This is a genomic window from Maribacter spongiicola (assembly GCF_052119685.1).
GTDB lineage: Bacteria > Bacteroidota > Bacteroidia > Flavobacteriales > Flavobacteriaceae > Maribacter > Maribacter spongiicola_A.
Genome location: NZ_JBGQOO010000012.1, coordinates 85,495 through 110,248 on the forward strand (window position 1 = coordinate 85,495; position 24,754 = coordinate 110,248).

Here is a 24,754-nt window from a genome sequence, read left to right on the forward strand (position 1 = left end):
GAAACCAAACTCACTTTTTATGTCAGACCATAGCACCAACGAACACAGGGAAAACGAGCATATTGTAGCTAACAAGGAACTTAACCTATTAGAAGCGCTTATTCCCGTGGTGCTTTTAATGGCGATGTTGGCCTATAATATATTCTTTGCAGATGCTGAGTGGTTCGGCGAATACTCTAATCAAATTATTTTGCTTATTGGTGGTGTATTTGCAGCAATTGTTGGCTTTCTAAACAAGACAACATTTGCAAAAATGGTCACAGAAATTTACGAAAACCTTAAAAGTGTTTTTGTTCCTATTATGATTTTGTTTCTCGTTGGTGCTTTAGCTGGTACATGGTTAGTAAGTGGTATAATACCCGCAATGGTATATTACGGATTAAAAGTATTGAGTCCGTCAATATTTTTACCTGCATCGATAGTTATCGCAGCTATTATATCTATCGCTACAGGTAGTTCTTGGACAACCTCTGCAACAGTAGGTATTGCACTAGTAGGCATAGGTACTGCTTTAGGCATACCGACAGGCATGATAGCAGGTGCCGTTATTTCAGGAGCTTATTTTGGTGATAAAATGTCGCCTTTAAGCGACACTACTAATTTAGCCCCGGCAATGGCAGGTACAGATTTGTTTACGCATATTAAATATATGTTCTACACCACGGGTCCAACAATTCTAGTAACGATTATAGCGTTTTCAATTATTAGTTTAAATATAGATACTACCGGTAATGCGGATGTAACCGGATTACTAGACACTATTGCCCAAACCTTTAATATTACACCGTATTTATTTATAGTTCCAGTAGCGGTAATTGCACTGATCTTACTTAAGACCAAGCCCTTAATTGCATTAGGAGCTGGGGTGGCACTAGCTGCCATATTCGCAATAATCTTTCAACCTGAAATTTTAGCTACCATTTCAGATTCAAACGTAAGTGCAATCATAAACTCCATATTAACAGACACCGCTATAGTAACCGATAACGAGAAGCTTAATGAGCTTTTTAGCTCTGGCGGAATGAACGGTATGCTTTGGACGATTTATTTAATTTGCTGCGCAATGGTATTTGGTGGAATTATGGATGGTATTGGAGCATTATCGAGAATTACACAATCTTTACTTTCTGTTGCAAAAAGTGTCTTTGGTCTTTTTTCAAGTACTGTTCTTAGTTGTATAGGATTAAATGTTATTGCAAGTGATCAATATTTGGCTTTGGTAATACCTGGTAAAATGTTTAAAAAAGCATATCAAGATAGAGGTCTTGCACCTGAAAATTTAAGTAGAACATTGGAAGATTCTGGTACAGTTACTTCAGTATTAATACCTTGGAATACTTGTGGAGCCTACCAATCTGGAGTACTAGGTGTTAGTGTGTCAGAATATTTTGTATTTGCCATATTTAACTGGTTAAGTCCTATCATGACATTGATATTTGCTGGCTTTAATATCAAAATTAGACAACTTGCCAAAAAAGAATCTTAATTAAATTTTCTTTTTGTAGGCTTATACTTCATAAACCTTGCAATCTGCTAAAAATAACCCCCAGAATTTAACCCTTTCACATTAAACCAGGGCTATTTCTTGCGCTATTCAAAATAGTTATTCTACCATTGAAAATTCTAATTTAGAAAGTCTTTTAACGCGCCATCAAGTCTTAATTTTGCTTTATAATTAATTACAAAACGAAAACTTATTATGGCATTTGTAGGAAAAAAATTCCCAAATATTAGTGTTAATGCAATGAACGACATGGGCGATACTTTTAAGATTAATGTCTTAGAAGAGGCTCAAAAGAATAACAAAAAGGTTGTTTTATTCTGGTACCCAAAAGATTTCACTTTTGTATGCCCTACTGAACTTCACGCATTTCAAGCCGCTATAGGTGAGTTCGAAAAAAGAAACACCTTAGTAATCGGTGCTTCTTGTGATACTCCAGAAGTACACTTCGCATGGTTAAGTACTGAAAAAGACAATGGTGGTATTGAAGGTGTTACATACCCAATATTAGCAGATAGTAACCGTAACTTATCTAGTGTCTTAGGCATTTTAGATATTCAAAATGAAGTGTACGATGAAGAAACAGGTACAGTACAAGTAGAAGGCGACAATGTTACTTACCGAGCTACTTATATTATTGATGAAGAAGGTGTGGTACAACATGAAAGCATCAACAATATGCCGTTAGGTAGAAACGTTGGTGAGTATTTACGTTTGGTAGACGCTTTAACGCACGTACAAGAAAAAGGTGAAGTTTGCCCAGCAAACTGGGAAGAAGGGAAAGATGCCATGTCTGCAAATAGAGACGGTGTTGCTAGCTACCTTTCTGCACACGCAAACTAATAAAAATTTTAAACGAACATGAAACATTTTGCTCCATGTTCGTTTTATTAATCCTTAAATAACTTCAATTATGTTATTAGAATTAGAACAAGATAATTTACAGGAAATCATAGATAACAATCCTAATGTTGTAGTTCAGTACTCAGCAACTTGGTGTGGCAACTGTAGAATCATGAAGCCAAAATTTAAAAAAGAAGCTTCTCAAAATGAGAACATAACTTTTGTGTTGGCAGATGCAGAGAAATTTCCAGAATCTAGAAAACTGGCAGATGTTAGCAACTTACCTACTTTTGCTTCTTTCGAAAAAGGAAAAATTAAAAATCAGGTTCAGACAAATAAGTACGACCTATTAAAAGATTTGATCAGTGAGATTACCCCTAATTAAATTACTGACAGAGTTTATTGAAGAAAAAGATAGCGATTACATTCTAGAGACCATCGAAACTTTAGAAGCGTTAACAGAGTTACCTTCTTTAAAAGATGAAGAGCTAGACGTAATCGGTGAACTTATTTCAAATATGTATGGCGCCATAGAAGTTGCAAACAGCATAGAACAAGGGGTACCTAAAAAAGATGCTATGAATCAATTTATGCAACGCGTTCTAGGTTCCATAGATAAATAATAGCTTTCAAAAAAGCATAAAGTCCTTTCAAATTCGAAAGGACTTTTTTTTTACCCTATTCCCTATCGTTTCAACTTTATATTTTATAATTTCACGCTTTCAATTTTAAAAAGATAAAAGTTATGGCTTCGGTTACACTAAAAGGAAATGAAATACACACCTTAGGAACTTTACCTGCAACAGGTGTAAAAGCTCCGGAATTTCAATTAACTAAAAATGATCTATCTACAGTAAAACTTTCAGATTATGAAGGTTCAAGAGTAGTTTTAAATATATTCCCTAGTGTTGATACTGGCACTTGTGCACAATCTGTTCGTCAGTTTAATAAAGAAGCTGCAGAACTTGACAATACAATCGTTTTATGTATTTCAAAAGATCTACCGTTCGCACAAGCAAGATTTTGTGGTGCAGAAGGAATCGAAAATGTTGAAATGCTTTCTGATTTTAAAGATGGTAATTTCGGTAAAGGTTACAGCGTAGCATTTTCTGACGGACCATTGGCTACATTGCTTTCAAGAGCAGTTGTTGTAGTTGATGAAAAAGGAAATGTATTATACACTGAGCAAGTAGCAGAAACTACCGAAGAGCCAAATTACAAAGCAGCGTTAGAGGCGTTGATGAACTAAAAATAAACGACACTCATGCCAAAAGAATCCTTTTTGGTCAATCGTATTAAAAGTGTTGGCTTTGCCTTTAAGGGCGCCATGCTTTTAATACGTACTGAAGCAAGTATAAAAATTCAAGTTTTCATTGCCATTGTAATGACTGCTCTAGGCTTTTATTTTGATATATCCCACACTGAGTGGATACTTCAAATCTTTGCCATAGCCATGGTTTTAGGCATAGAGGGCATGAATACTGCCGTCGAGAAAATTGCAGATTATATTCAGCCAGAATTTGACGTTAAAATCGGATTTATTAAGGATATTTCGGCAGGGGCTGTTATGTTAGTCTCTATTGCTTCAACTATTATTGGCCTTATCATTTACTTGCCTAAGGTTATGTAAGCCTTCATAAAGTCTAACATAGCTCATCGTAAATTTGTAATTTAGCATCAGAATTAAGTTTTAATGGCAAAAAAGGCAACTAAATCAAAGCCAAAACCTACTAAAAAAGGATCACCGTTTAAATTATCCAAACAGAATAAAATCATTTTGGGTAGTTTATTGATGCTTTTTAGTATCGCATTGTTCTTCTCGTTTATATCATTTTACTTTAACTGGCAAGATGATCAAAGCTTGTTGTCTGAATTTAAGGACCGTAATGAACTTGCTAAAAACTTATTGAACAAATTCGGCGCCAGCATTAGCCACTTTTTTATGTACAAGGGCTTTGGGTTAGCTTCGTTAATTCTACCTTTTCTTATTTGTATTACAGGTATCTACCTTTTCTTGGGTCTTCCTTTAAAAGCATTATTCAAAAAATGGATTTGGGGGTTGTTATTTGTCATTTGGATTTCAATTGCCTTAGGTTTCTTTGCTACTTCAAGTCCGCTACTTGGCGGATTGGTTGGTTTTGAAATGAACGATTTCTTACAAGACTATGCTGGTAAAATTGGAGTGCTTTTGTTATTGGTATTCGGACTCATATTTATTCTTGTTAGACTCTTTGAAGTAACTCCTGAAGGAATTTCATCATTCTTTAAATCAAGAAAAGAAGCTATATCAACAGAGTTCAAAGCAACCCAAGAACGAAAGGCTAACAGAAAGAAAGAGCAAGAAGAACAAGAGGAAGAAGATTTACTAATACGTTCGTTAAAAGAAGAAGCTCCTGTAATTATAGATACCTATACTCATAAAACTGAAATTCCGCATTTAGAAAAAGAAGTTTCAGACTTTGAAATTACCGCTCCAGAACCCGAAGAGACATTGGCAATGGAGGTTGAGCATGTTATTGAAGAACCAGAAGAAATTGATATTCTTGCCAATAAACTTGTAGATGATTTTGGGGAGTTCGACCCTACCCTAGAATTGGGCAACTACAAATTCCCTACGCTTGATCTTTTAGACCCTCATGGAGCTACTGGTGGCATTACCATTAATCAAGAAGAATTAGAAGAAAACAAGAACAAAATTGTTGAGACCCTAAAAAATTATAAAATAGGAATTGCCCAAATTAAGGCAACCATTGGTCCGACTGTAACATTATACGAAATAGTACCAGAAGCGGGTGTTAGAATATCGAAAATCAAAAACCTAGAAGATGATATTGCACTATCACTAGCGGCATTAGGTATTCGTATTATTGCCCCAATACCTGGTAAAGGAACAATAGGTATTGAAGTACCTAACAAAAACGCGTCTATTGTATCTATGCGTTCGGTAATTGCATCTAGCAAATTTCAAAAAGCAGAAATGGAATTACCTATCGCCTTCGGTAAAACGATTAGTAATGAAACCTTTGTTGTCGATTTAGCTAAAATGCCACACTTACTAATGGCAGGTGCTACCGGTCAAGGTAAATCGGTTGGTTTAAATGCGGTACTTACATCGTTACTATATAAAAAGCATCCGGCAGAGGTGAAATTTATTTTGGTCGATCCTAAGAAAGTTGAACTTACCCTTTACAATAAAATTGAGCGTCATTTCTTAGCTAAACTTCCAGATTCTGAAGAAGCGATTATAACAGATAATACAAAAGTAATTCACACACTGAATTCACTTTGTATTGAAATGGATAATAGGTACGAATTGTTGAAATTAGCCATGGTACGTAACCTAAAAGAATACAATACCAAGTTTAAGGCGAGAAAACTGAATCCGAATGACGGACACAAATTCTTACCCTATATAGTTTTAGTTATTGATGAGTTTGCCGATTTGATCATGACCGCCGGTAAAGAGGTAGAAACACCCGTAGCAAGGCTAGCGCAATTAGCGAGAGCAATTGGTATACATTTGATCATTGCGACGCAAAGACCTTCTGTAAACGTTATTACAGGTATTATCAAAGCCAACTTCCCTGCGAGGTTAGCGTTTAGGGTAACGTCTAAAATAGATTCTAGAACAATTTTAGATACCGCAGGTGCCGATCAATTAATCGGTAGAGGAGATATGTTATTTACGCAAGGTAACGATGTCACCCGTATTCAATGTGCATTTGTTGACACACCTGAAGTAGCCAAAATAGTTGATTTCATTGGTAGCCAACGTGCTTACCCCGATGCGCATGAATTACCTGAGTACGTCGGAGAAGATTCTGGCACGAGTCTTGATAATAACGTCTCTGAAAGGGATGCAAAGTTTCGAGAAGCTGCTGAAGTTATCGTAATTGCCCAACAAGGTTCAGCCTCATTAATTCAACGAAAATTGAAATTAGGCTACAATAGAGCCGGTAGAATTATTGATCAGTTAGAAGCAGCAGGCATTGTAGGTCCGTTTGAAGGCAGTAAAGCAAGACAGGTTTATGTATCTGACATGGTTGCCCTTCAACAAATTTTGGATAATGAATAATATTAAAAAGATGAAGAAAATTATTATTGTTTTGACGATTATGCTTACCGCAACCTTTGCAAATGCACAAGGTTCAGATAAAGCAAAAGCATTATTAGATGAAGTTTATAACAAAGTACAGAACTATGACAACATCTTTGTAGACTTCAAATTTGATTTAAAGAATGCAGATGCAGGTATTAACCAAGAGACAAGAGGCGATGTTACCCTTGCAGGCAATAAATACATGTTCAACTACTTAGGTTCTCAACAAATTTTTGACGGGAATAAAGTATATACTATCGTACCAGAAAACGAAGAAGTTACTATTGAAGACAAGTCTGATGATGAAAATGCGATGACCCCTTCAAAGATGCTGACTTTTTATAAAGAAGGACATAATTATGCTTGGGATATTCTACAGGATATTCAAGGAAGAAAAATACAATATGTAAAATTGACACCAATTGATTCTGATACCGAAATTAAATCGAGGTTATTAGGTATTGATATGGGTACAAAGCACATTTACAATTTAATTGAGACAGGTAAAAACGGTACAAAAACCACAATCACTGTTAATTCTTTTAAAACAGATCAAACATTGTCCAAAACCTTATTTACTTTTGATGAAGCTAAATATAAGGGTGAAGGCTATTTCATTCTAAGAAATTAGAACTATTGAGAATACTAGACCGATATATCCTATCAAGGTTCGTCTTTAATTTTGTCAGTTCGTTTGTAATATTGATGTTCATCTTCATATTTCAAACGATTTGGCTTTTTATTGATGACCTCGCGGGTAAAGGTTTAGATATTGTTATTATAGGTAAGTTTCTCTTTTATTTAATGCCTGATCTTACTGAAAAAGTACTACCATTAACCGTACTTCTATCTTCTATATTAACTTTTGGATCCATTGCCGAGAATTATGAATTCGCTGCCATGAAGGCATCGGGTATTTCGCTGCAACGATCTATGTTGAGTTTAATCATATTCGTGACCCTCTTAGGCGGAGTCACTTTTTTCTTTGCCAATAACGTCATCCCACTATCACAACGAAAAATATATAATCTCCGTAGAAATATTGCCAAGGTAAAACCCGCAGCAGTAGTATCTGAAGGAGTTTTCAGTGATTTTGAGGGCATGAACATTAAGGTAGATGAGAAATATGGTGATAATGACCGTTTTCTTAAAAATGTAATTATACATAGAAAATCTGCAAACAACCTAAACACCACCGTTATTAAATCTAAAACGGGAGAATTAATAAGTAGCGAAGAATCTGACCTTATTCAATTGGTATTAAAAGACGGTCATTACTATGAAGATATTACTTCTAAGAGTAATGACAACAAAATGAAATTCCCTTTTGCTCAGGCAGATTTCGATACCTACACAATGAATATCGAAATACCTGAAATCAATAATGACGAGTTAGAGGAAGAGCGAGATATTAGTACCGATAAAATGAAAAATATTTCTCGCTTATCGAAAGATATAGATTCATTACGAGGCGATAATTATCGGGTGGTACGTGCATTTTCTAAAAATGTAGAAAGCAGAACAGGTATGTTCGTACCCCTAGTTGCTAAAAATCTAGATTCGACAAAAAGCCAGACTATTACCAAAAAAGATAGTCTCATTAATATAAAAGCCGAAAAATCAAAGGCTAATTTAGTTTTACAAGACTCAATTACTGAGAATATATTAATGCTTTTCCCCGATTGGCAACAGATACAAATTTTAAGCAGCGCTAAAAATGCCACCACAAGTATATTGGGTACCGTGAGTGGAAAAAAAGAAGAAATGCAAAAGAGATACAAAATCTACAACATGCATATTCTTTCGCTTCACAATAAATATGCATTAGCATTCTCTTGTATCATTCTATTCTTCGTAGGCGCTCCGTTAGGTGCAATTATCAGAAAAGGAGGATTAGGCTTACCCATGGTAATCGCCATAGTACTCTTCTTAATCTATTATTTTATAGGAGTTTTTGCAGGCAACTATGCCAAAGAGGGCAATATACACCCAATGTTAGGTGCCTGGCTCTCTACGTTAATTATGCTGCCACTAGGGTTCATTTTAACCAAAAGAGCAACAGAAGATAAAGGAATGATGGATTTCGGATTTATAGCCGATTTCTTCAAAAAAATATTTAAGAAAAAAGATAAAGCTGATTCTTAACCATGACAGATCTTAGTACAATACAATTGAACAGTATAGAAGAAGCGATTGAAGATATTCGCGCCGGTAAAGTAATTATCGTCGTTGATGATGAAAATCGCGAGAATGAAGGAGATTTTTTGGCGGCTGCAGAACTTGCTACACCAGAAACGGTCAATTTTATGGCTACTCATGGTAGAGGGCTAATTTGCGCACCTTTAACCGAAGGTCGTTGTAAAGATTTAGGATTACATATGATGGTTAGTACCAATACCGATCCTTTAGAAACGGCTTTTACGGTATCTGTAGATTTAAGAGGAAAAGGAGTTACCACAGGTATTTCTGCAGGTGATAGGTCTAAAACTGTTATAGCATTAACCGAGAGTGATACAAAACCCCATGATTTAGCTAGACCAGGACATATATTTCCGTTAGTAGCTAAAGAAGGCGGAGTTCTAAGAAGGACTGGGCATACCGAAGCTGCTATTGATTTTGCGCGATTGGCGGGATTACAACCTGCGGGAATTATCGTAGAAATCATGAATGAAGACGGTACGATGGCACGACTACCCCAATTGGTCGATGTTGCGAAAAAGTTCGATCTTAAAATTGTTTCTATCGAAGATCTTGTTGCCTATAGAATGGAACATGACAGCTTAATCGACAAAGAAATTGATTTTGATATTACCACTCGTTTTGGCGAATTTAGACTTCGTGCGTATAAGCAGACGACAAACAACCATATTCATATTGCCTTAACAAAAGGCTCATGGTCATCTGAAGAAAAAATACTGACCAGAATCAACTCTACCCTTATCAACAATGATATTTTAGGAACGTTGACACATAACCCTGACGAAAAGTTAGAAGATATGTTCAACAAGATTAATGAAGAAGGTAAAGGAGCAATTGTTTTTATTAATCAAGATTCAGAATCGCTTAATTTACTATCTAGGTTAAAAGAGTTGAAAGAATTGCAAAAACAAGGCGTTCACAAAGCACCTAAAATTGAAATGGATAATCGTGACTTCGGTATCGGAGCGCAGATTTTACATGATTTAGGCATTCATAAAATGAAACTAATGACCAACAGCACCCAAGCGAAACGCGTAGGTATTGTCGGATACGGATTAGAAATTTTAGAATACGTAAAGTATTAATGTTTTAAACAAACTTTTCTAATACATCTTTCATTTTAGTTGCACGTTCAGCTACCTGCTCATCTGTCCAGCTTAGTTTAACAAGACAAGAGATGGTTCTGCCAATCCACGCGTCAGATTTTGAGAAGTCCGATTTTGAATAGTCAGGCAATTGATTAACAACCTCTTGCGGTAACTTACCTAAAGATCTTTTATGGGTTAAATGCTCCCACTTTTTGTAATAATGCCAGTTATTATCGAACCAATAAAAACAAGCATCTATACCCGCCTCACCTAAAGCTATGTGCGCTTTTTTTGCTAATTCTGTAGTTGGCAAGAAGAAAGAAATAAATGAATAATTCTCTACTCCCCCTTCTGGCACTTTTCTAAATGTAATATTAGAAAGCGGTGATAATGCATCTCTTAAAACGGTATAATTTTTATTTTGGATAGATAAGAAATCATCCAATCGCTCAATTTGCGCGCAACCAACAGCTGCATTTAATTCTGATATTCTAAAATTATATCCTAAAAAGGGATGCGTTTCCGTACCGCGATTGTTACCCACATGATCATGGCCATGATCGGAGTAATGGTCGGCATTCAATTTATATTTTTCATCATTGGTAATGATTGCCCCGCCTTCGCCACAAGTAATTGTTTTTACATAATCGAACGAAAAACAGCCTAAATCACCATAACTACCCAAAGGTTTACCGTCATAACTACCCCCTATAGCTTGACAGGCATCTTCTAACAGCAATAAATTATATTTATTACAAATAGCCTTCAATGCACCCAAATCTGCCATCGAACCGCACATATGAACCGGCATGACTACTCTAGTTTTAGCAGTGATAGCATTCTCTACAGCTTCAGGATCTAAGGTTAAAGTATCATCAACATCAACAAGAATGGGTATGGCACCAATAGCCAAAATAGATTCAAAACTTGCTACAAATGTAAAGGTCGGCATAATCACCTCGTCACCTGCTCCAACACCTGCACTTGCGAGCGCAACCGTTAAAGCGGCAGTACCACTACTTACCAATTGTGCATACTTTGTTTGCATTCGTTTCGATAAAGCAGCTTCAAGCTCTAATGCCTTCCAATGATTATTTCGCATTCCGTCAAAGCCGTAACGCATTAATACCCCAGAATCTAAAACATCTTGAACTTGACTTTTTTCACTCTCTCCAAACAACTCGAAACCTGGCATGCTATCTTATTTTATATTGTAGTACAAATTTTGCTTAAATTATTGGTAAAACCAAAGTTTTACGGCTAGTATCGATACCATAAATATTAAGAACTTTTTTATGAAGCCATCACCCATATTTACAGATACTCTTCTCGCCACCCAAGCTCCAATACCATTACCTATGGCCAATATTAAACCAATTTTCCAATTCACTTGATCGTTCCAAACAAATACAATCAATGCTGAAACCATATACATAAAAACAACAGCAACTTTGGTTGCATTAGAACGCACCAAGGTCATTCTATTTACATAATGTAGAAATAGAATTATTATAAAGCCAAGTCCCGCATTAATAAATCCCCCATAAATTCCGAAAAAGAAAAAAGCGACAATACCCAGCCACAAGTATTTACCGGTAAGTCGTTCTTGAATTTCTTTCATTCCTATTTTTGGTCCGAATGCTACTATAAGCACGACGCAAATCATAACAATGGCGAGTATTCAATTAAAAAGTACCCCACTGATATCAATCGCTAAATGTGCTCCGATAATAGAACCGAAAAAAGCAGAACATCCTAAGTATATATTGAAAGGAAATATAGAAACCCCTTTACTTTTAAACCCAGCAGTAGCCATAGCAGTTTGAAAAATTACCGCTACCCTATTTGTACCATTTGCTAAAGTTGATGGTAACCCTAAAAAAATCAAAATAGGCAACGAAAGAAGTGAACCACCACCAGCGACCGTATTGACAAAACCAACAATGAAACCAACTAGAATCAGCAACGGATAAGCGTACCATTCTTCCATACAAAAAGCGCTATAAACTCAAATAAAATAGCAATAAAAGCTATTAAAGATCAACTAATCATACACCTATCTAAACCCCTGATAACCAAAAGATCTCATCTGACCAAAAGCATCAGAAACTGTTTTTACAGGTAATTTGCAAGTGTTGTTCTGACAAACATAAATAAAGGTTTCATCATCATTAAAACGATCTTTAAAAAGAGAAATATCACTCTCAATAGTAGAGCCGACGATAATTGAATTGACTAGGTATGTTCCACTCATTTCTGACAGAATACCTTTCGCATCGCTACCAACAACCACTATTTCATAAAAAGGATATGCTTGTTGCAAAAGCAGAGATCCCCATGCTCCGTAGCTTACAGCATGATTTTCAAAATCACCTGTAATCAATGCTCCCATTACCTCTGCCTTTTTTAAATAGTCGGTATTGTATTCTAAATGACCAATTCGTAAAAAATTCTGCGCCATAATAGCATTTGCAGAAGGCACCACCCCATCAGAAGTATTAATTATACTCGGCACCAAATCATTGGAAACATTATAATAGAACAGCTCAGAATTACTCTTGTACTTTTCTGAGCCAATAGTCATTAACTCTTTTGAAATCTTTAGATACGAGACATCTAAGGTAACTTCGAACAAAGTAAAAGCACTTTTAGCCAGAAAAGCATAATCTTCTAAGAACACCTCTTTCTGCTTGCTATCTTTTGTATAAGAATGCACCAATTTTGCATCTTTATAATTGTACTCCTTTAAATAATTAAATACAGACACCGCCTCAGTTAAATATTTTTCATCACCAAAAGCCCTGTACGCTTCTAATAGTCCGTCAATTAAAAGTGCGTTCCAAGATGTCAAAATCTTATAATCTTTGGTAGGTTTTTCTCTTTTTTGTCGCGCTTGATGTAAAGTCGATTTCCAATTCTCCTTTTTCTTATCAAAGGCTTCTTCACTCAATTCGAACTCCTTCAAAATTTCACCTTTAGAAATGGTGTTGTTCAAAACAAAGTTTCCATCTTCCCAAACCTGACGATCCTCTATATTGAAGTACTTAAAGAATAATTCAAAGTCATCACCTAATAATGACTGCAATTCTTCCTTCTTCCAAACATAATAAACTCCTTCTTCCCCATTAGTATCTGCATCCATAGCACTGAAATAACCTCCATCTTCATTTCGCATTTCAGACTTCAAAAATTTCAGCGTTTCTTCCACCTTAATTTTGTACTCTTTATTTTTAGTCAACTTATAGGCTTTTGAAAGTAAATACACGAGTTGCGCGTTATCATACAACATCTTTTCAAAATGAGGTACCTTCCATGTATCATCAGTGCTATATCTAAAAAAACCGCCATCTACGTGATCATATATTCCGCCATGAATCACCTTATCCAATGTATTGATAACATGATTTTCAGCTTCTTCATTTTGTTGCATCACGGCATAATCTAATAACATGGTCAAATTAGGGGGTAGTATAAATTTCTGCTGCCCGAGGTTACCACCCCATTGTTTGTCCCAAACAGTAGCCCACTCCATAATACCGTTTACAAATTTATTTGGTGTTATCTCATTCGACAATTGTTTTGCCGGCTCTTCATAAACTTCTTGTACACCATCTGCCAACATCGTAGCATACTCCGTAATTTTCTCAGGGTTCTTTTCGTATTCAGAGCTGAATTTGACTAAAATATTCTTCCATTCTTCTTTCTCAAAGTATGTACCCAAAAATACCGGACTCCCATTAGGCAAAATAATAGCGTTCATGGGCCAACCACCCGTTCCGTTTACCAATTGCAATGCAGTTTGGTAGACCATATCAAGATCTGGCCGTTCTTCGCGGTCTACCTTAATACTAACAAACTTATCGTTCATTAGTTTAGCAACTTCGGTATCTTCAAAAGATTCTTCTTCCATAACGTGACACCAATGACACGTAGAATATCCAATACTTAGAACAATTAATTTGTTTTCTTTTTCCGCATTCTTAAAAGCACTATCTGTCCATGGTTTCCATTTGACAGGATTATGTGCATGCTTAAGTAAATAGGGACTAGATTCATGAATAAGTTCGTTTGTATACTGAAAATTCTGATTAGTAGTTTTATTCTGAGAATTATCTTCAGTTCTTGTAGACCCGTCATTTTTACATGAACTAATCATTACTACACTTAAGAAGATTAAAAAACGCATAAAAATTTTCATAGAATTATTGGGAATGATTTATAAGTAAATCACCAAAGATATATTTATTTCGGTTTAGGATATTCTGAACTAAAGATTTGGTTAGAGAAAATTTCTAAAATGAATAAAGGCTATGAACGTGTACAATTTCTACTCAAGAATGATAAAATGATTAATGTCACTTGCAAAAATTAAAGCAACAACACTTATTAAATTATCAATTTCATAAATCTATCATTAGTATTTCCTAAATCTAACAATAAAATAGGTGTTAAAATGCCGTATTCCTACTAATTACATACATCCTGCATCATAATTACTAGTGTTCGCTTCATTTCTTTTACTTCTTCGAGGTTACCCGATTTATATTTGTTTCGTTAGAACTCAACAAAAGAAAGCACTAACAAATAACAACTTAAACTTAATTAATTATGAGTAAACTCAAAATTACATTCATTGCATTTATAGCAATGTTGGGGCAATTTGCCTATTCACAAACAACCACACTTACCGGTGTTGTTTCTGATGAAACCGGCTCACCACTACCTGGAGCTTCAGTGGTGGTTTCAGGCACAACGAATGGAACCCAAACCGATTTCGATGGAAATTTTTCGCTCGCAAATGTTTCTACCAACGGTACGTTAACAGTTAGTTACATTGGTTACCAATCGCAACAAGTTCAAGTAAATGGGCAAACATCGTTCAATATCTCAATGGCTATTGACGCACAGGCCTTAGACGAAGTAGTAGTTGTGGGTTATGGTGCTCAAAGTAGAGCATCTGTCACCGGGGCTATTTCAAGTGTAAAATCTGAAGAATTAAATGCTGTACCCGTAGCAAATGCAACAGAAGCCTTACAAGGTCGTGCAGCAGGTGTATCTGTAGTTAACACAGGTGCTCCTGGAACTGAGCCTTCAATTACCATTAGAGGTCTTGGAACATTTGGCAACAATTCACCATTATTTGTTGTTGATGGAGTTATTGTCGGTAACCTTTCAGGGATAAACCAAAATGACATTGAAAGTATTAATGTATTAAAAGATGCTTCAACTACTGCTGTTTATGGTGCACAAGGATCAAACGGAGTTATTTTGGTAACTACCAAAAAAGGTAAAGGAGGCAAAACTCAATTATCATTTAATGTTCATACTGGTTTTCAACAAAACTCAAAACGATATGATGTTCTAAATACTACTCAATATTTACAATATGCAAACGAAGCTTTTGGTATTGTGCCAAATACACCATTATCATCCTCTGGTTTAAATACGAATTGGCAAGATGAAATATATACAACAGGACTTATAAGAAACTACGACATGGCTGCTTCCGGTGGTGGAGAAAATAGCAACTTTAGAATTTCTGGAGGTTATTTTGAAAGAGAAGGTGTAATTATTGAAACAGGATTTCAACGCTATTCCTTCAGGGCTAATAGTGATTTTACTTTCGGAAAGTTAAAATTAGGCCAGAATATGTCGGTAAACTTTAATAAGCAAAACCCCGACCCAACTGGCGTTGGTGGTCGTTCGCTTTTAGAACATGCTATAAAAGCTGCGCCATATTTACCGGAGTACAATAGTGACAATCTAGGTGGTTTTCAAGGACCCAATAGTGCCGGTGATGGTCAAGATGCAGAAAACCCTGTGAGAATATTAAAACATGGTAATGCATTGAATAAAACCTTCAGTTTAGTTGGTAATATTTTTGCTGAATATGATATTATCGATGGGCTAAAATTTAAATCTCAAGTAGGTCTTGATTATTTTAATGGTAATAACAATCGATTCATTCCTTCTTTTAATGATGATAGTTTAGGTGCCACGCATCAACAATCATTTGCTGCAATTACAAAGAATTCTTCTTCTGGACAAACTATTATTTTCACCAATAGTTTAACCTATAATAAAACATTTGCCGAAGTACATAATTTTGAAGCATTATTGTTAGCTGAAAAATTTGAAAGTAAAGGAAATTCGGTTAATGCAAACAGTAGAAATTCAGTTTCAGATGATATCAATGAATTATCGAATGAAGATTCAAACCTAGAAAGCAATTCATTTGTATATAACAGATTAGGATTCTTAGGTAGATTAAACTATAACTATGACGATAAATATATTGCTGCAGTATCGCTAAGACGCGATGCATCTTCAAAATTCGGTTCTAATAACAGATGGGGCTGGTTTTCTTCATATGCATTAGGATGGAACATAGCTAAAGAAGCTTTTATGGCCGATACAAATGTTAGCACCCTAAAACTAAGAGCTAGTTTAGGTTATTCGGGTAATGATAGAATTAACAACTATTTATACAGCGCAACTTTAGTCAATAATTTTTTATATCCTATTGCTGGCTCTAATGCAGTTGGTACTACGGCCTTCGGATTAGCTAATCCTGATTTAAAATGGGAAGAGACAAAACAATTAAATATTGGTTTAGATTTAGGCTTCGATAATGATAAATTCACCGCTGCTTTAGAGTATTACGAAAATCAGAGTGATGATTTATTAATAAGAGTACCTACTTCTACTTCTCTAGGTATTAATGAAGGTAGCCAAGTTAGAAATGTTGGATCGGTAGAAACAACAGGTTTCGAGTTAAGCTTGGGATTCAATGATTTTGAAGGTGATTTTAAATGGTCTGCTAATTTAAATCTTGCAACTAGTTCAAATGAGGCCTTATCTTTAGGAGGTGTTGATGAATTGGTTGGTGGTAATTTTGAAAATCAAAATATCACTAGAGTTGCAGAAGGTGAATCACTATTTCATTTTTATGGTTTAGTAACTGACGGTATATATCAGAATCAAGCAGAAGTCGATGCTGTATTCACTGCAAATCCAGGACAGACTACTGTACAACCCGGTGATATTCGTTTTAAGGATGTTAATAATGATGGCGACATTACATCAGACGATAGAGCAATTATCGGAAATCCTTTACCTGACCTTACGTATGGCTTTAACTTAAGTGCTGATTATAAGAATTGGGATTTTAATATGTTCTGGACAGGTATATATGGTAGAGACCTTTACAATACCAACATTTATGACCTTGAGGGAATGCCTAGATTATTTAATGCCGGAGTTGGTGTTTTAGATAGATGGACTCCTACCAACCCATCTAATACAGTACCAAGAGCAGGGGGCGCGCCTCAGAACATTCAATTATCAGACAGATTTATTGAAGATGGTTCCTTTTCAAGACTTAAGAATTTAACCATTGGTTACACCTTACCTAGTGATACATTCGGTAAAGAGATGTTCTCTAAATTCAGATTATATGTTAGTGGTCAAAACTTAATTACAATTACTGATTATACTGGCTTAGATCCAGAAGTAGGTAATGGCGATTTGTTTGAATTTGGTATCGACAGAGGTGCCTATCCACAGCCAAAAACGTACTTAATAGGTTTACAAGTATCATTTTAATTGCAAAAAAAAAGAAATATGAAATCAACAAAATTTATTCTATCAATTTTCACTGTATTCACCGCCATGGTGATTATAAATGCATGTAGTGAAAATGATTTGGAGTTAGTAAATCCGAATGGATTATCTCCAGAGACATTTTTTAAAACCGAAGCACAAGTGCAATCTGCAGTAAATGCAGTTTATGCCAATTTACAAACAAGAGGTCTTTATTCTCGTCACATATTTTTCTCTCAGGATAATATGTCCCATGAGAATGCCGGAAATCCGCAATTGGAAGCAGATAAAAAGCAATATCTTGATTTTTCTTTTGACTCAAGTCACGGGCCAATTGCAGATTATTGGGAGAGTTGTTATAGAGGTATCAATAAAGCGAATTTTGTTATCGGAAACGAAGAAAGAATCAATGCAATTGATGAGTCTGTAGTGAATCAAGCTACCAAGCAAAAATTTCTAGGTGAAGCCAAATTTTTAAGAGCCGTATATAACTTTCTACTAGTAACTAGATTTGGCGATATGCCTTTAATTACTGAAATACCTACTACAACAGAAGGTATAGGCAAATCTCCGGCAAGTGATGTATATGCACTTATAATTTCAGATTTACAGGCTGCATCTACAAGTTTGTTAGATAAAAGCGAAGAAGATAATGGTAGAGCCACAAAAGGTGCGGCTATTGCTCTTTTAGGTAAAGTATATCTATATAGAGGTGAGCATGCACTTGCATTAGCTGAATTTAAAAAATTGACCGGCTACGCATTAGAGCCCGACTATTTTGATAATTTTAAAGAAGAGACTGAGCACGGTATAGAATCAATTTTTGAAATTGAATATGATGATGCTTTGGGTGCTGGCGCAAAATGGGATTCTTCGGTAACAGGAGCAGGTCCTAATGAAGCAACATTTAGAGGTCAAGAATATGGTTTTAACGATTGGTTTAACGTCTACCCTTCAGATGATTTAAAAAATGAATTTGAAGATGGTGATTTAAGATACGATGGCAACTTTTATTATGAAGGTTCAGAATCGGCTGTAGGTACAGTCAGAACGGGTCCAATACCAGACGTAGTACCAGAAGGTGAAATTTACATTCCATTAGAAAGAGAAGTTGCTTGGAAAAAATACCAGAATTACTACAAAGATGCCAATGAAGACCAAGAGTCTGGCATCAACTTTAAATTTTTACGCTATGCCGATGTATTATTAATGATGGCAGAATGTGTAAATGAAGTGGGCACCCAAGATGATGCTATAGATTATATTAACGAAGTTAGAGATAGAGCTGATTTAGATGATTTGCCATATGGGTTATCTAAAACTGCAGTTTTCGATGCTATCGTACATGAAAGAAAAGTTGAATTGGCTGGAGAACAAGTCCGATTTAACGATATATTACGTTGGAACCTTGCTACTACCGAATTAGCTGGAACAAATTTTCAAGTTGGAAAAAATGAGCTTTGGCCTATACCTGACAGAGAAATTTCTTCTAATGAGAACATGACTTCAGCAGATCAAAACCCAGGGTATTAAAAACAATAGTTTTGAGTTAGTTTAGTTTGATTTGAGCAGCATGTGAAAACATGCTGCTTTTTCAATAGTATTGCCTAGCTTATACCTTTAAATCGTAAAAAACTTTTCATATGAATATATCGATTGTACTTAGACCACTTATCTGCTCAATAGGTTTGTTGGCTGTAATCAATTGTTCACAAAAGACAGAACCTGTACAGGGTAAAATATTTACAAGTTTACACGCATCAGACACAGGCATAGAATTTAATAACACACTTACAGAGAACGACTCACTTAACTATTTCACCTATTCCTATCTCTATATGGGTGGTGGTGTAGCCACTGGCGATATTAATAATGACGGACTTTTAGACCTATATTTTACAGGTAACCAAGTCAAAAACAGACTCTACCTGAATAAAGGCGATTTAAAATTCGAAGATATATCAGAAAAAGCAGGTGTTACTGGTGATGATCGTTGGTATACAGGTGTAACCATGGCAGATGTTAATGGTGACGGGTATTTAGATATCTATTGCTCGGTTGGTGGAAAATTCTCACCCAAAGAAAATCAATTATTTATAAATAATACCGACGGCACCTTTACTGAGAGAGCTGCAGAATATGGTATAGCTGATACTGGCAACAGCGTACAGGCCACTTTTTTAGATTATGATAATGATGGCGATATAGATATGTATGTTGCCAATTACCCACCTACCAACTTCAAATCTCCTACGTTCTACTATTCTTTTAAAATGAATAATCCTATTGCTTCAGAGTCTGATCACTTATATAAAAATGATGGTAATAAATTTAGTGATGTAACCGAAGAAGCAGGACTCACGAATTTTGGGCTAACCTTAAGTGCAACCGTTGGTGATATTAATAATGACGGCTGGCCTGACTTATATATTTCTAATGATTTCAATTCTCCAGATTTCATGTACCTCAACAACCAAAACGGTACGTTCAAAGAGGTAATAAAAGAAGCAACGGCACATACGGCTTTCTATGGTATGGGTACCGATATAGCAGATATCAATAATGACGGAAACTTAGATATTTTTCAAGTTGATATGGATGCTAGAAGTAATCGAAGAAAAAAGGCAAACATGGCGAGCATGAATCCTAGTTTGTTTTGGGATGTGGTGAATGCAGGTTTTCATTATCAATATATGCATAATTGTATGCAATTGAATTCAGGAATTTATACTGATGGTATTCCCCACTTCTCTAATATATCTAGAATAACGGGTACCTCCTCGACCGACTGGAGCTGGGGACCTTTATTTGCCGATTTTGATAATGATGGCAACAAAGATTTATTTGTATCGAACGGTACTAGAAAAGAAATCAATAACAATGATTATTTCAAGAAACTAGGTAATATTAAGATTGAAAAAGACACACTTTTAGAACTCAGTAAAAGCATACCGTCAGAAAAAATAGAAAACTTCATTTTCAAAAACAATGGCAATTTAGATTTTGAAATGGCGAATGACATTTGGGGAATTGACTATAAAGGATTTTCTAACGGTGTTGTTTATGCCGATTTGGATAATGACGGTGATCTTGAAATAGTAACAAATAACATTGACGACAAAGCATCCATATTTGAGAATAAAAGTTCAGAAACAAATAATTATATATCTATCAAGTTCTCAGGTAAAAAAGGCAATACTTCTGGCTTGGGCAATAGGGTCTTTGTTACCACAAAAGGTATAACCCAAACACAAGAGTTAACTCTTTCTAGAGGTTTTCAATCATCTGTTGCTCCAGAATTACATTTTGGCGTAGGCAAACACACTAAAATTGATGAAATAAAAGTAGTTTGGACAAATGGCACGGTTCAAAAGCTGAACAACGTAGACAGTAACCAACAATTAACCCTATCTCCCTTAGATGCGCAAGAAAGTGCAATAGATGTGGTAGATGCTTCAAGAATATTTGAAACTGACACTACAGGAATATTTCCTAAATATCGACATGCCGAAAACTACTATGATGATTTTGCTACTCAAGTACTACTACCCCACCAAATGTCGGCTTTTGGTCCGGCTTTGGCGATTGGCGATGTAAATGGAGATGGACTAGAAGATTATTTCATTGGCGGTTCTGTAAGTACAACCGGTAGTCTTTTTCTACAAGAATCTAACGGATTTATAAAAGCAGATACCTCTTTCTTAGATGAAGATATATTAAGCGAAGATACTGGTGCCATATTTTTTGATGCAGATGGTGATGGTGACAATGATCTTTATATAGCAAGCGGCGGTTATGAATTTACTCTAAACGACAAAAAATTGAAAGATAGATTGTATGTCAACAATGGCACTGGTAATTTCAGTAAAGTGTCTGATGAAAACATGCCAAATTTGACTATTAGCGGATCTAAAGTCTATAATGCAGATTTTGACAAAGATGGTGATGACGACCTATTGGTATTAGGCAGACAAGTTCCAGGCAATTACCCTAGCCCAACTGATAGTTATATATTAGAAAACATCAGCACTAAAGACAAAGTGGCGTTTCAAATTAATGAAAAATTACAACCTACAGCATTTAAAAACTTAGGTATGGCTACCAGTGCAGTTGTTACAGATTACAACAATGATGGTTGGCAAGATATTATTGTAGTGGGTGAATGGATGCCTATTAGAGTATTTAAAAATAGCGCAACAGGATTTTATGAAGTTTCTGAAGACATGGGCTTAACTACAGACACTACCGGCTGGTGGTGGAGTATTGAACAAGGTGATTTTGACCAAGATGGTGACATGGACTATATTGTTGGCAATAATGGATTAAACTACAAATACAAGGCAACCAAAGATGAAACCTTCGATATTTTCGTGAACGATTTTGATAAGGATAGTAAAGCAGATATTGTGTTAAGCTATTATAATGATGGCAAACAATATCCATTAAGAGGGCGTGAATGCTCTTCTCAGCAAATCCCTGCAATAAAACAAAAGTTCCAGAATTACGAAAGTTTTGCCGAAGCTACGCTTGAAGATGTATACACAGAAAAATCGCTTGAGTCCGCTTTACATTATCAAGTGAAGTCTTTTGCAAGTGTGTATTTGGAAAACAAGGACGGAAAATTCATTATTCACAAACTACCTGTAGAAGCACAAATATCAAGCATCAATGAAATTTTGGTGAATGATTATGATAAAGACGGATTTTTAGACCTCCTTATTGCAGGCAACTTATTTGTTTCTGAGGTAGAAACTCCAAGAAATGATGCCGGTTATGGATTGCTTTTAAAAGGCAACGGTAAAGGAGATTTTAAAAGTGTTACTGCCGAAGAAAGCGGACTATTTATTCCTGGTGATGTAAAAGCAATGAGCATTATTCATAGAAATAAGAAAACATCTTACTTAATTGCTGCTAAAAATAATGACTACTTGCAATTTGTAAGGTGGAATTGACGAAAAGGTTATCGTAATTACTTTATAGATAAAATATTTAAAGAATTACGCCACTGGCCTATTGTAAACAGTGACTGTTTTAAAACGACGGAAGAAGAGTGTACACTTTAATGAAGGTAAGCATCATTATATGATAGCTAAATCAGCTGCATCTAAGTAGAAATATGGCTATTTTTAAAGGAAGCCCCACATAACACAATTATCAAATATGAAACAGAAAAACGTATTAGTTCTATTCTTTTTTTTAATGATTACTGTTGCACAAAGTCAACATGTAAGTGATTATGACCTTTGGTTAAAGTATAACCTCATAGATAATTCAGAACTATCAGATTCTTATTCTAAAATTACAAACTCCATAAGTATCTCATCTAAAAGTGAGGTTCTAAAAAATGTAAAAAAAGAATTAACCCTGGCATTACCCAAAATGCTAAATAATAAAAGTAAGTTTCAAAATGGCTTTACAGATGAGACAACGCTTTTAATTGATACTTTCAAAAATCTACCCACAGATTTAAAACCAAAAATTCAGAAAAGTATTGATTCGGTAAATGGAGAAGGCTTTATAATCAAGTTCTTAACTTTTAAGAATAAACCATTAATAATTATCACTGCAAAAAAAGAGGTCGGATTGTTGTATGGTACCTTCAGGCTTTTAGAGTTTATGCAGCTGCACAAACCACTAACTGGCATTGATGTAGTTGATAGTCCTAAGATCCAACTAAGAATGCTTAATCATTGGGATAATCTAGACCGTAGCGTAGAACGTGGTTATGCAGGATTCTCACTTTGGAATTGGCAAAAACTACCAGAACATATAGATGAACGTTATATAGATTATGCTAGGGCAAATGCCTCTATAGGTATCAATGCTACAGTTCTTACTAACGTAAATGCCAATGCATTGGTATTAACACCTATGTATTTAGAGAAGATAGAAGCGTTGGCAAATGTATTCAGAGGCTACGGAATTAAAGTCTATTTAACAGCAAGGTTTTCCGCACCTATTGAAATCGGAAACTTAGAAACAGCAGATCCACTTGATTCAGAAGTACAAAAGTGGTGGGCAAATAAAGCTTCTGAAATTTATAAACGAATTCCAGATTTTGGTGGATTCTTGGTTAAAGCAAACTCCGAGGGACAACCTGGTCCTCAGAACTACGGTCGCAACCATGTAGATGGTGCCAACATGATGGCTACTGCTTTAGAACCTTTTGGCGGAAATATAATTTGGAGGGCCTTTGTATACTCAGAGCATGATGATACAGATAGAGCTAAACAAGCCTATAATGAATTCCTGCCCTATGACGGTAAGTTTAAGGATAATGTAGTAGTACAGGTTAAAAACGGACCTATAGATTTTCAGCCAAGAGAACCTTTTCACCCTATGTTTGGCGCTTTAAAAAAAACTCCCTTAGCGATAGAGTTTCAAATAACGCAAGAATATTTAGGGTTTAGCAGTCACTTGGTATTCTTACCTAAATTATTTGAAGAAATATTAGACACCGATACTTATCAGAAAGGAGAAGGTTCTACTGTAGCAAGGGTTATAGACGGCAGTTTATATGGCAATAAAATCACTGCATTGGCCGGTGTATCTAACATAGGTACAGATATCAATTGGACAGGACATCCTTTTGCACAAGCAAACTGGTATGGCTTTGGCCGTTTGGCATGGGATCCATATATAAGTTCAGATCAAATTGCTGAGGAATGGTTACGTTTAACCTATAATACAGACATAGCATTTGTCGAACCTGTTAAAAAAATGATGCTTAGCTCTCATGAAGCTGTCGTAAATTACATGAATCCGCTTGGACTACACCATATTTTTGATACAGGTCATCATTATGGTCCAGGTCCATGGGTAGATAATTTAGGAAGACCAGATTGGAATCCCGTTTATTACCACAAGGCAGACACCGAAGGTATTGGTTTTGACCGTACAACCTCTGGTAGTAATGCAACAGAGCAATATGCTCCTCATGTACAAGACATGTACAATGACGTTACCGCCATACCTGAGGAGTACCTACTTTGGTTCCATCATTTATCTTGGAACTATAAATTAAAAAATGGAGAAATTTTATGGAATGCAATTGCTCTTAAATATCAAGAAGGGGTTGATCAGGTAAAGACTATGATCAAAACTTGGGATGCTTCAAAATCATATGTGAGCGAGCAAGAGTACAACGATGTAAAAATGTTATTGCAAATTCAATTAAAAGAAGCTCAGTGGTGGCGAGATGCCTGCTTATTATATTTTCAGACATTTTCTAAATTACCATTGCCTGACAAAGTAGAAAAACCGGCCCATAACTTAGAATACTACAAATCGCTTAGGTTTCCATTTGCACCAGGTATAAAACCACAATGGGACTAGTATACAAATTATAGTTTAAAAGGTTAAGCGATTTACAACATAATGAATACATAAGATTTTAGTATAATGAAATTCAGCATTCGGTAT

General features: G+C 35.5%; 16 protein-coding genes and 1 pseudogene. 14 read left to right on the forward strand and 3 right to left on the reverse strand.

Annotation, left to right across the window (positions count from 1 at the left end; genetic code table 11):
* Positions 1-19 precede the first annotated feature (19 nt).
* The 10 genes from nhaC to ribB all read left to right on the forward strand — a co-directional run bounded on the left by nhaC (position 20) and on the right by ribB (position 9,727).
* Complete coding sequence (nhaC, locus tag ACEN2N_RS15555; protein ID WP_441825175.1) at positions 20-1,486, forward strand: Na+/H+ antiporter NhaC; 1,467 nt, start codon at positions 20-22, stop codon at positions 1,484-1,486.
* 213 nt (positions 1,487-1,699) lie between these two features.
* Positions 1,700-2,344: a peroxiredoxin gene (locus ACEN2N_RS15560; RefSeq protein WP_441825176.1), complete on the forward strand. Its 645-nt coding sequence runs from the start codon at positions 1,700-1,702 to the stop codon at positions 2,342-2,344.
* Between the two features lie 70 nt (positions 2,345-2,414).
* Positions 2,415-2,729, forward strand: coding sequence for a thioredoxin family protein (locus ACEN2N_RS15565; protein WP_423999237.1), 315 nt, complete (start codon positions 2,415-2,417; stop codon positions 2,727-2,729).
* Complete coding sequence (locus ACEN2N_RS15570) at positions 2,710-2,967, forward strand: DUF6952 family protein (protein WP_441825177.1); 258 nt, start codon at positions 2,710-2,712, stop codon at positions 2,965-2,967. The genes ACEN2N_RS15565 and ACEN2N_RS15570 overlap by 20 nt, the downstream gene beginning before the upstream one ends.
* Positions 2,968-3,089: 122 nt before the next feature.
* Positions 3,090-3,593: a thiol peroxidase gene (gene tpx / locus ACEN2N_RS15575; protein ID WP_441825178.1), complete on the forward strand. Its 504-nt coding sequence runs from the start codon at positions 3,090-3,092 to the stop codon at positions 3,591-3,593.
* A gap of 15 nt (positions 3,594-3,608) precedes the next feature.
* Positions 3,609-3,974 (forward strand): diacylglycerol kinase family protein, encoded by a 366-nt coding sequence (locus ACEN2N_RS15580; protein ID WP_441825179.1) that lies wholly within the window; start codon positions 3,609-3,611, stop codon positions 3,972-3,974.
* A gap of 63 nt (positions 3,975-4,037) precedes the next feature.
* Entirely contained in the window at positions 4,038-6,419 is a 2,382-nt protein-coding gene (locus ACEN2N_RS15585) for a DNA translocase FtsK 4TM domain-containing protein (protein WP_441825180.1), read from the forward strand.
* Positions 6,420-6,429: 10 nt separating this feature from the next.
* Positions 6,430-7,074, forward strand: a complete 645-nt coding sequence (locus tag ACEN2N_RS15590) for a LolA family protein (RefSeq protein ID WP_441825201.1) — start codon at positions 6,430-6,432, stop codon at positions 7,072-7,074.
* Positions 7,075-7,100: 26 nt separating this feature from the next.
* Complete coding sequence (locus ACEN2N_RS15595; RefSeq protein ID WP_441825202.1) at positions 7,101-8,588, forward strand: LptF/LptG family permease; 1,488 nt, start codon at positions 7,101-7,103, stop codon at positions 8,586-8,588.
* A gap of 2 nt (positions 8,589-8,590) precedes the next feature.
* On the forward strand, positions 8,591-9,727 hold the full coding sequence (gene ribB / locus ACEN2N_RS15600; protein ID WP_441825181.1) for a 3,4-dihydroxy-2-butanone-4-phosphate synthase: 1,137 nt from the start codon (positions 8,591-8,593) through the stop codon (positions 9,725-9,727).
* Positions 9,728-9,731: 4 nt separating this feature from the next.
* On the opposite strand, the gene ACEN2N_RS15605 is transcribed toward ribB, so the two are convergent.
* The 3 genes and pseudogenes from ACEN2N_RS15605 to ACEN2N_RS15615 form a co-directional block, all read right to left on the reverse strand.
* Entirely contained in the window at positions 9,732-10,925 is a 1,194-nt protein-coding gene (locus ACEN2N_RS15605) for a DegT/DnrJ/EryC1/StrS family aminotransferase (RefSeq protein ID WP_441825182.1), read from the reverse strand.
* A gap of 39 nt (positions 10,926-10,964) precedes the next feature.
* A pseudogene (locus ACEN2N_RS15610) lies at positions 10,965-11,720 on the reverse strand (sulfite exporter TauE/SafE family protein).
* A gap of 66 nt (positions 11,721-11,786) precedes the next feature.
* Complete coding sequence (locus ACEN2N_RS15615; RefSeq protein ID WP_441825183.1) at positions 11,787-13,916, reverse strand: thioredoxin domain-containing protein; 2,130 nt, start codon at positions 13,914-13,916, stop codon at positions 11,787-11,789.
* A gap of 422 nt (positions 13,917-14,338) precedes the next feature.
* Between ACEN2N_RS15615 and ACEN2N_RS15620 the strand changes: the two genes are divergently transcribed.
* The 4 genes from ACEN2N_RS15620 (at position 14,339) to ACEN2N_RS15635 (ending at position 24,667) form a co-directional block, all read left to right on the forward strand.
* Positions 14,339-17,335: a SusC/RagA family TonB-linked outer membrane protein gene (locus ACEN2N_RS15620; protein WP_441825184.1), complete on the forward strand. Its 2,997-nt coding sequence runs from the start codon at positions 14,339-14,341 to the stop codon at positions 17,333-17,335.
* An 18-nt stretch (positions 17,336-17,353) separates the two neighbouring features.
* Positions 17,354-18,865, forward strand: coding sequence for a RagB/SusD family nutrient uptake outer membrane protein (locus tag ACEN2N_RS15625; RefSeq protein WP_441825185.1), 1,512 nt, complete (start codon positions 17,354-17,356; stop codon positions 18,863-18,865).
* 110 nt (positions 18,866-18,975) lie between these two features.
* Complete coding sequence (locus ACEN2N_RS15630; RefSeq protein WP_441825186.1) at positions 18,976-22,284, forward strand: VCBS repeat-containing protein; 3,309 nt, start codon at positions 18,976-18,978, stop codon at positions 22,282-22,284.
* 208 nt (positions 22,285-22,492) lie between these two features.
* On the forward strand, positions 22,493-24,667 hold the full coding sequence (locus ACEN2N_RS15635) for an alpha-glucuronidase family glycosyl hydrolase (protein ID WP_441825187.1): 2,175 nt from the start codon (positions 22,493-22,495) through the stop codon (positions 24,665-24,667).
* Positions 24,668-24,754: the final 87 nt, after the last annotated feature.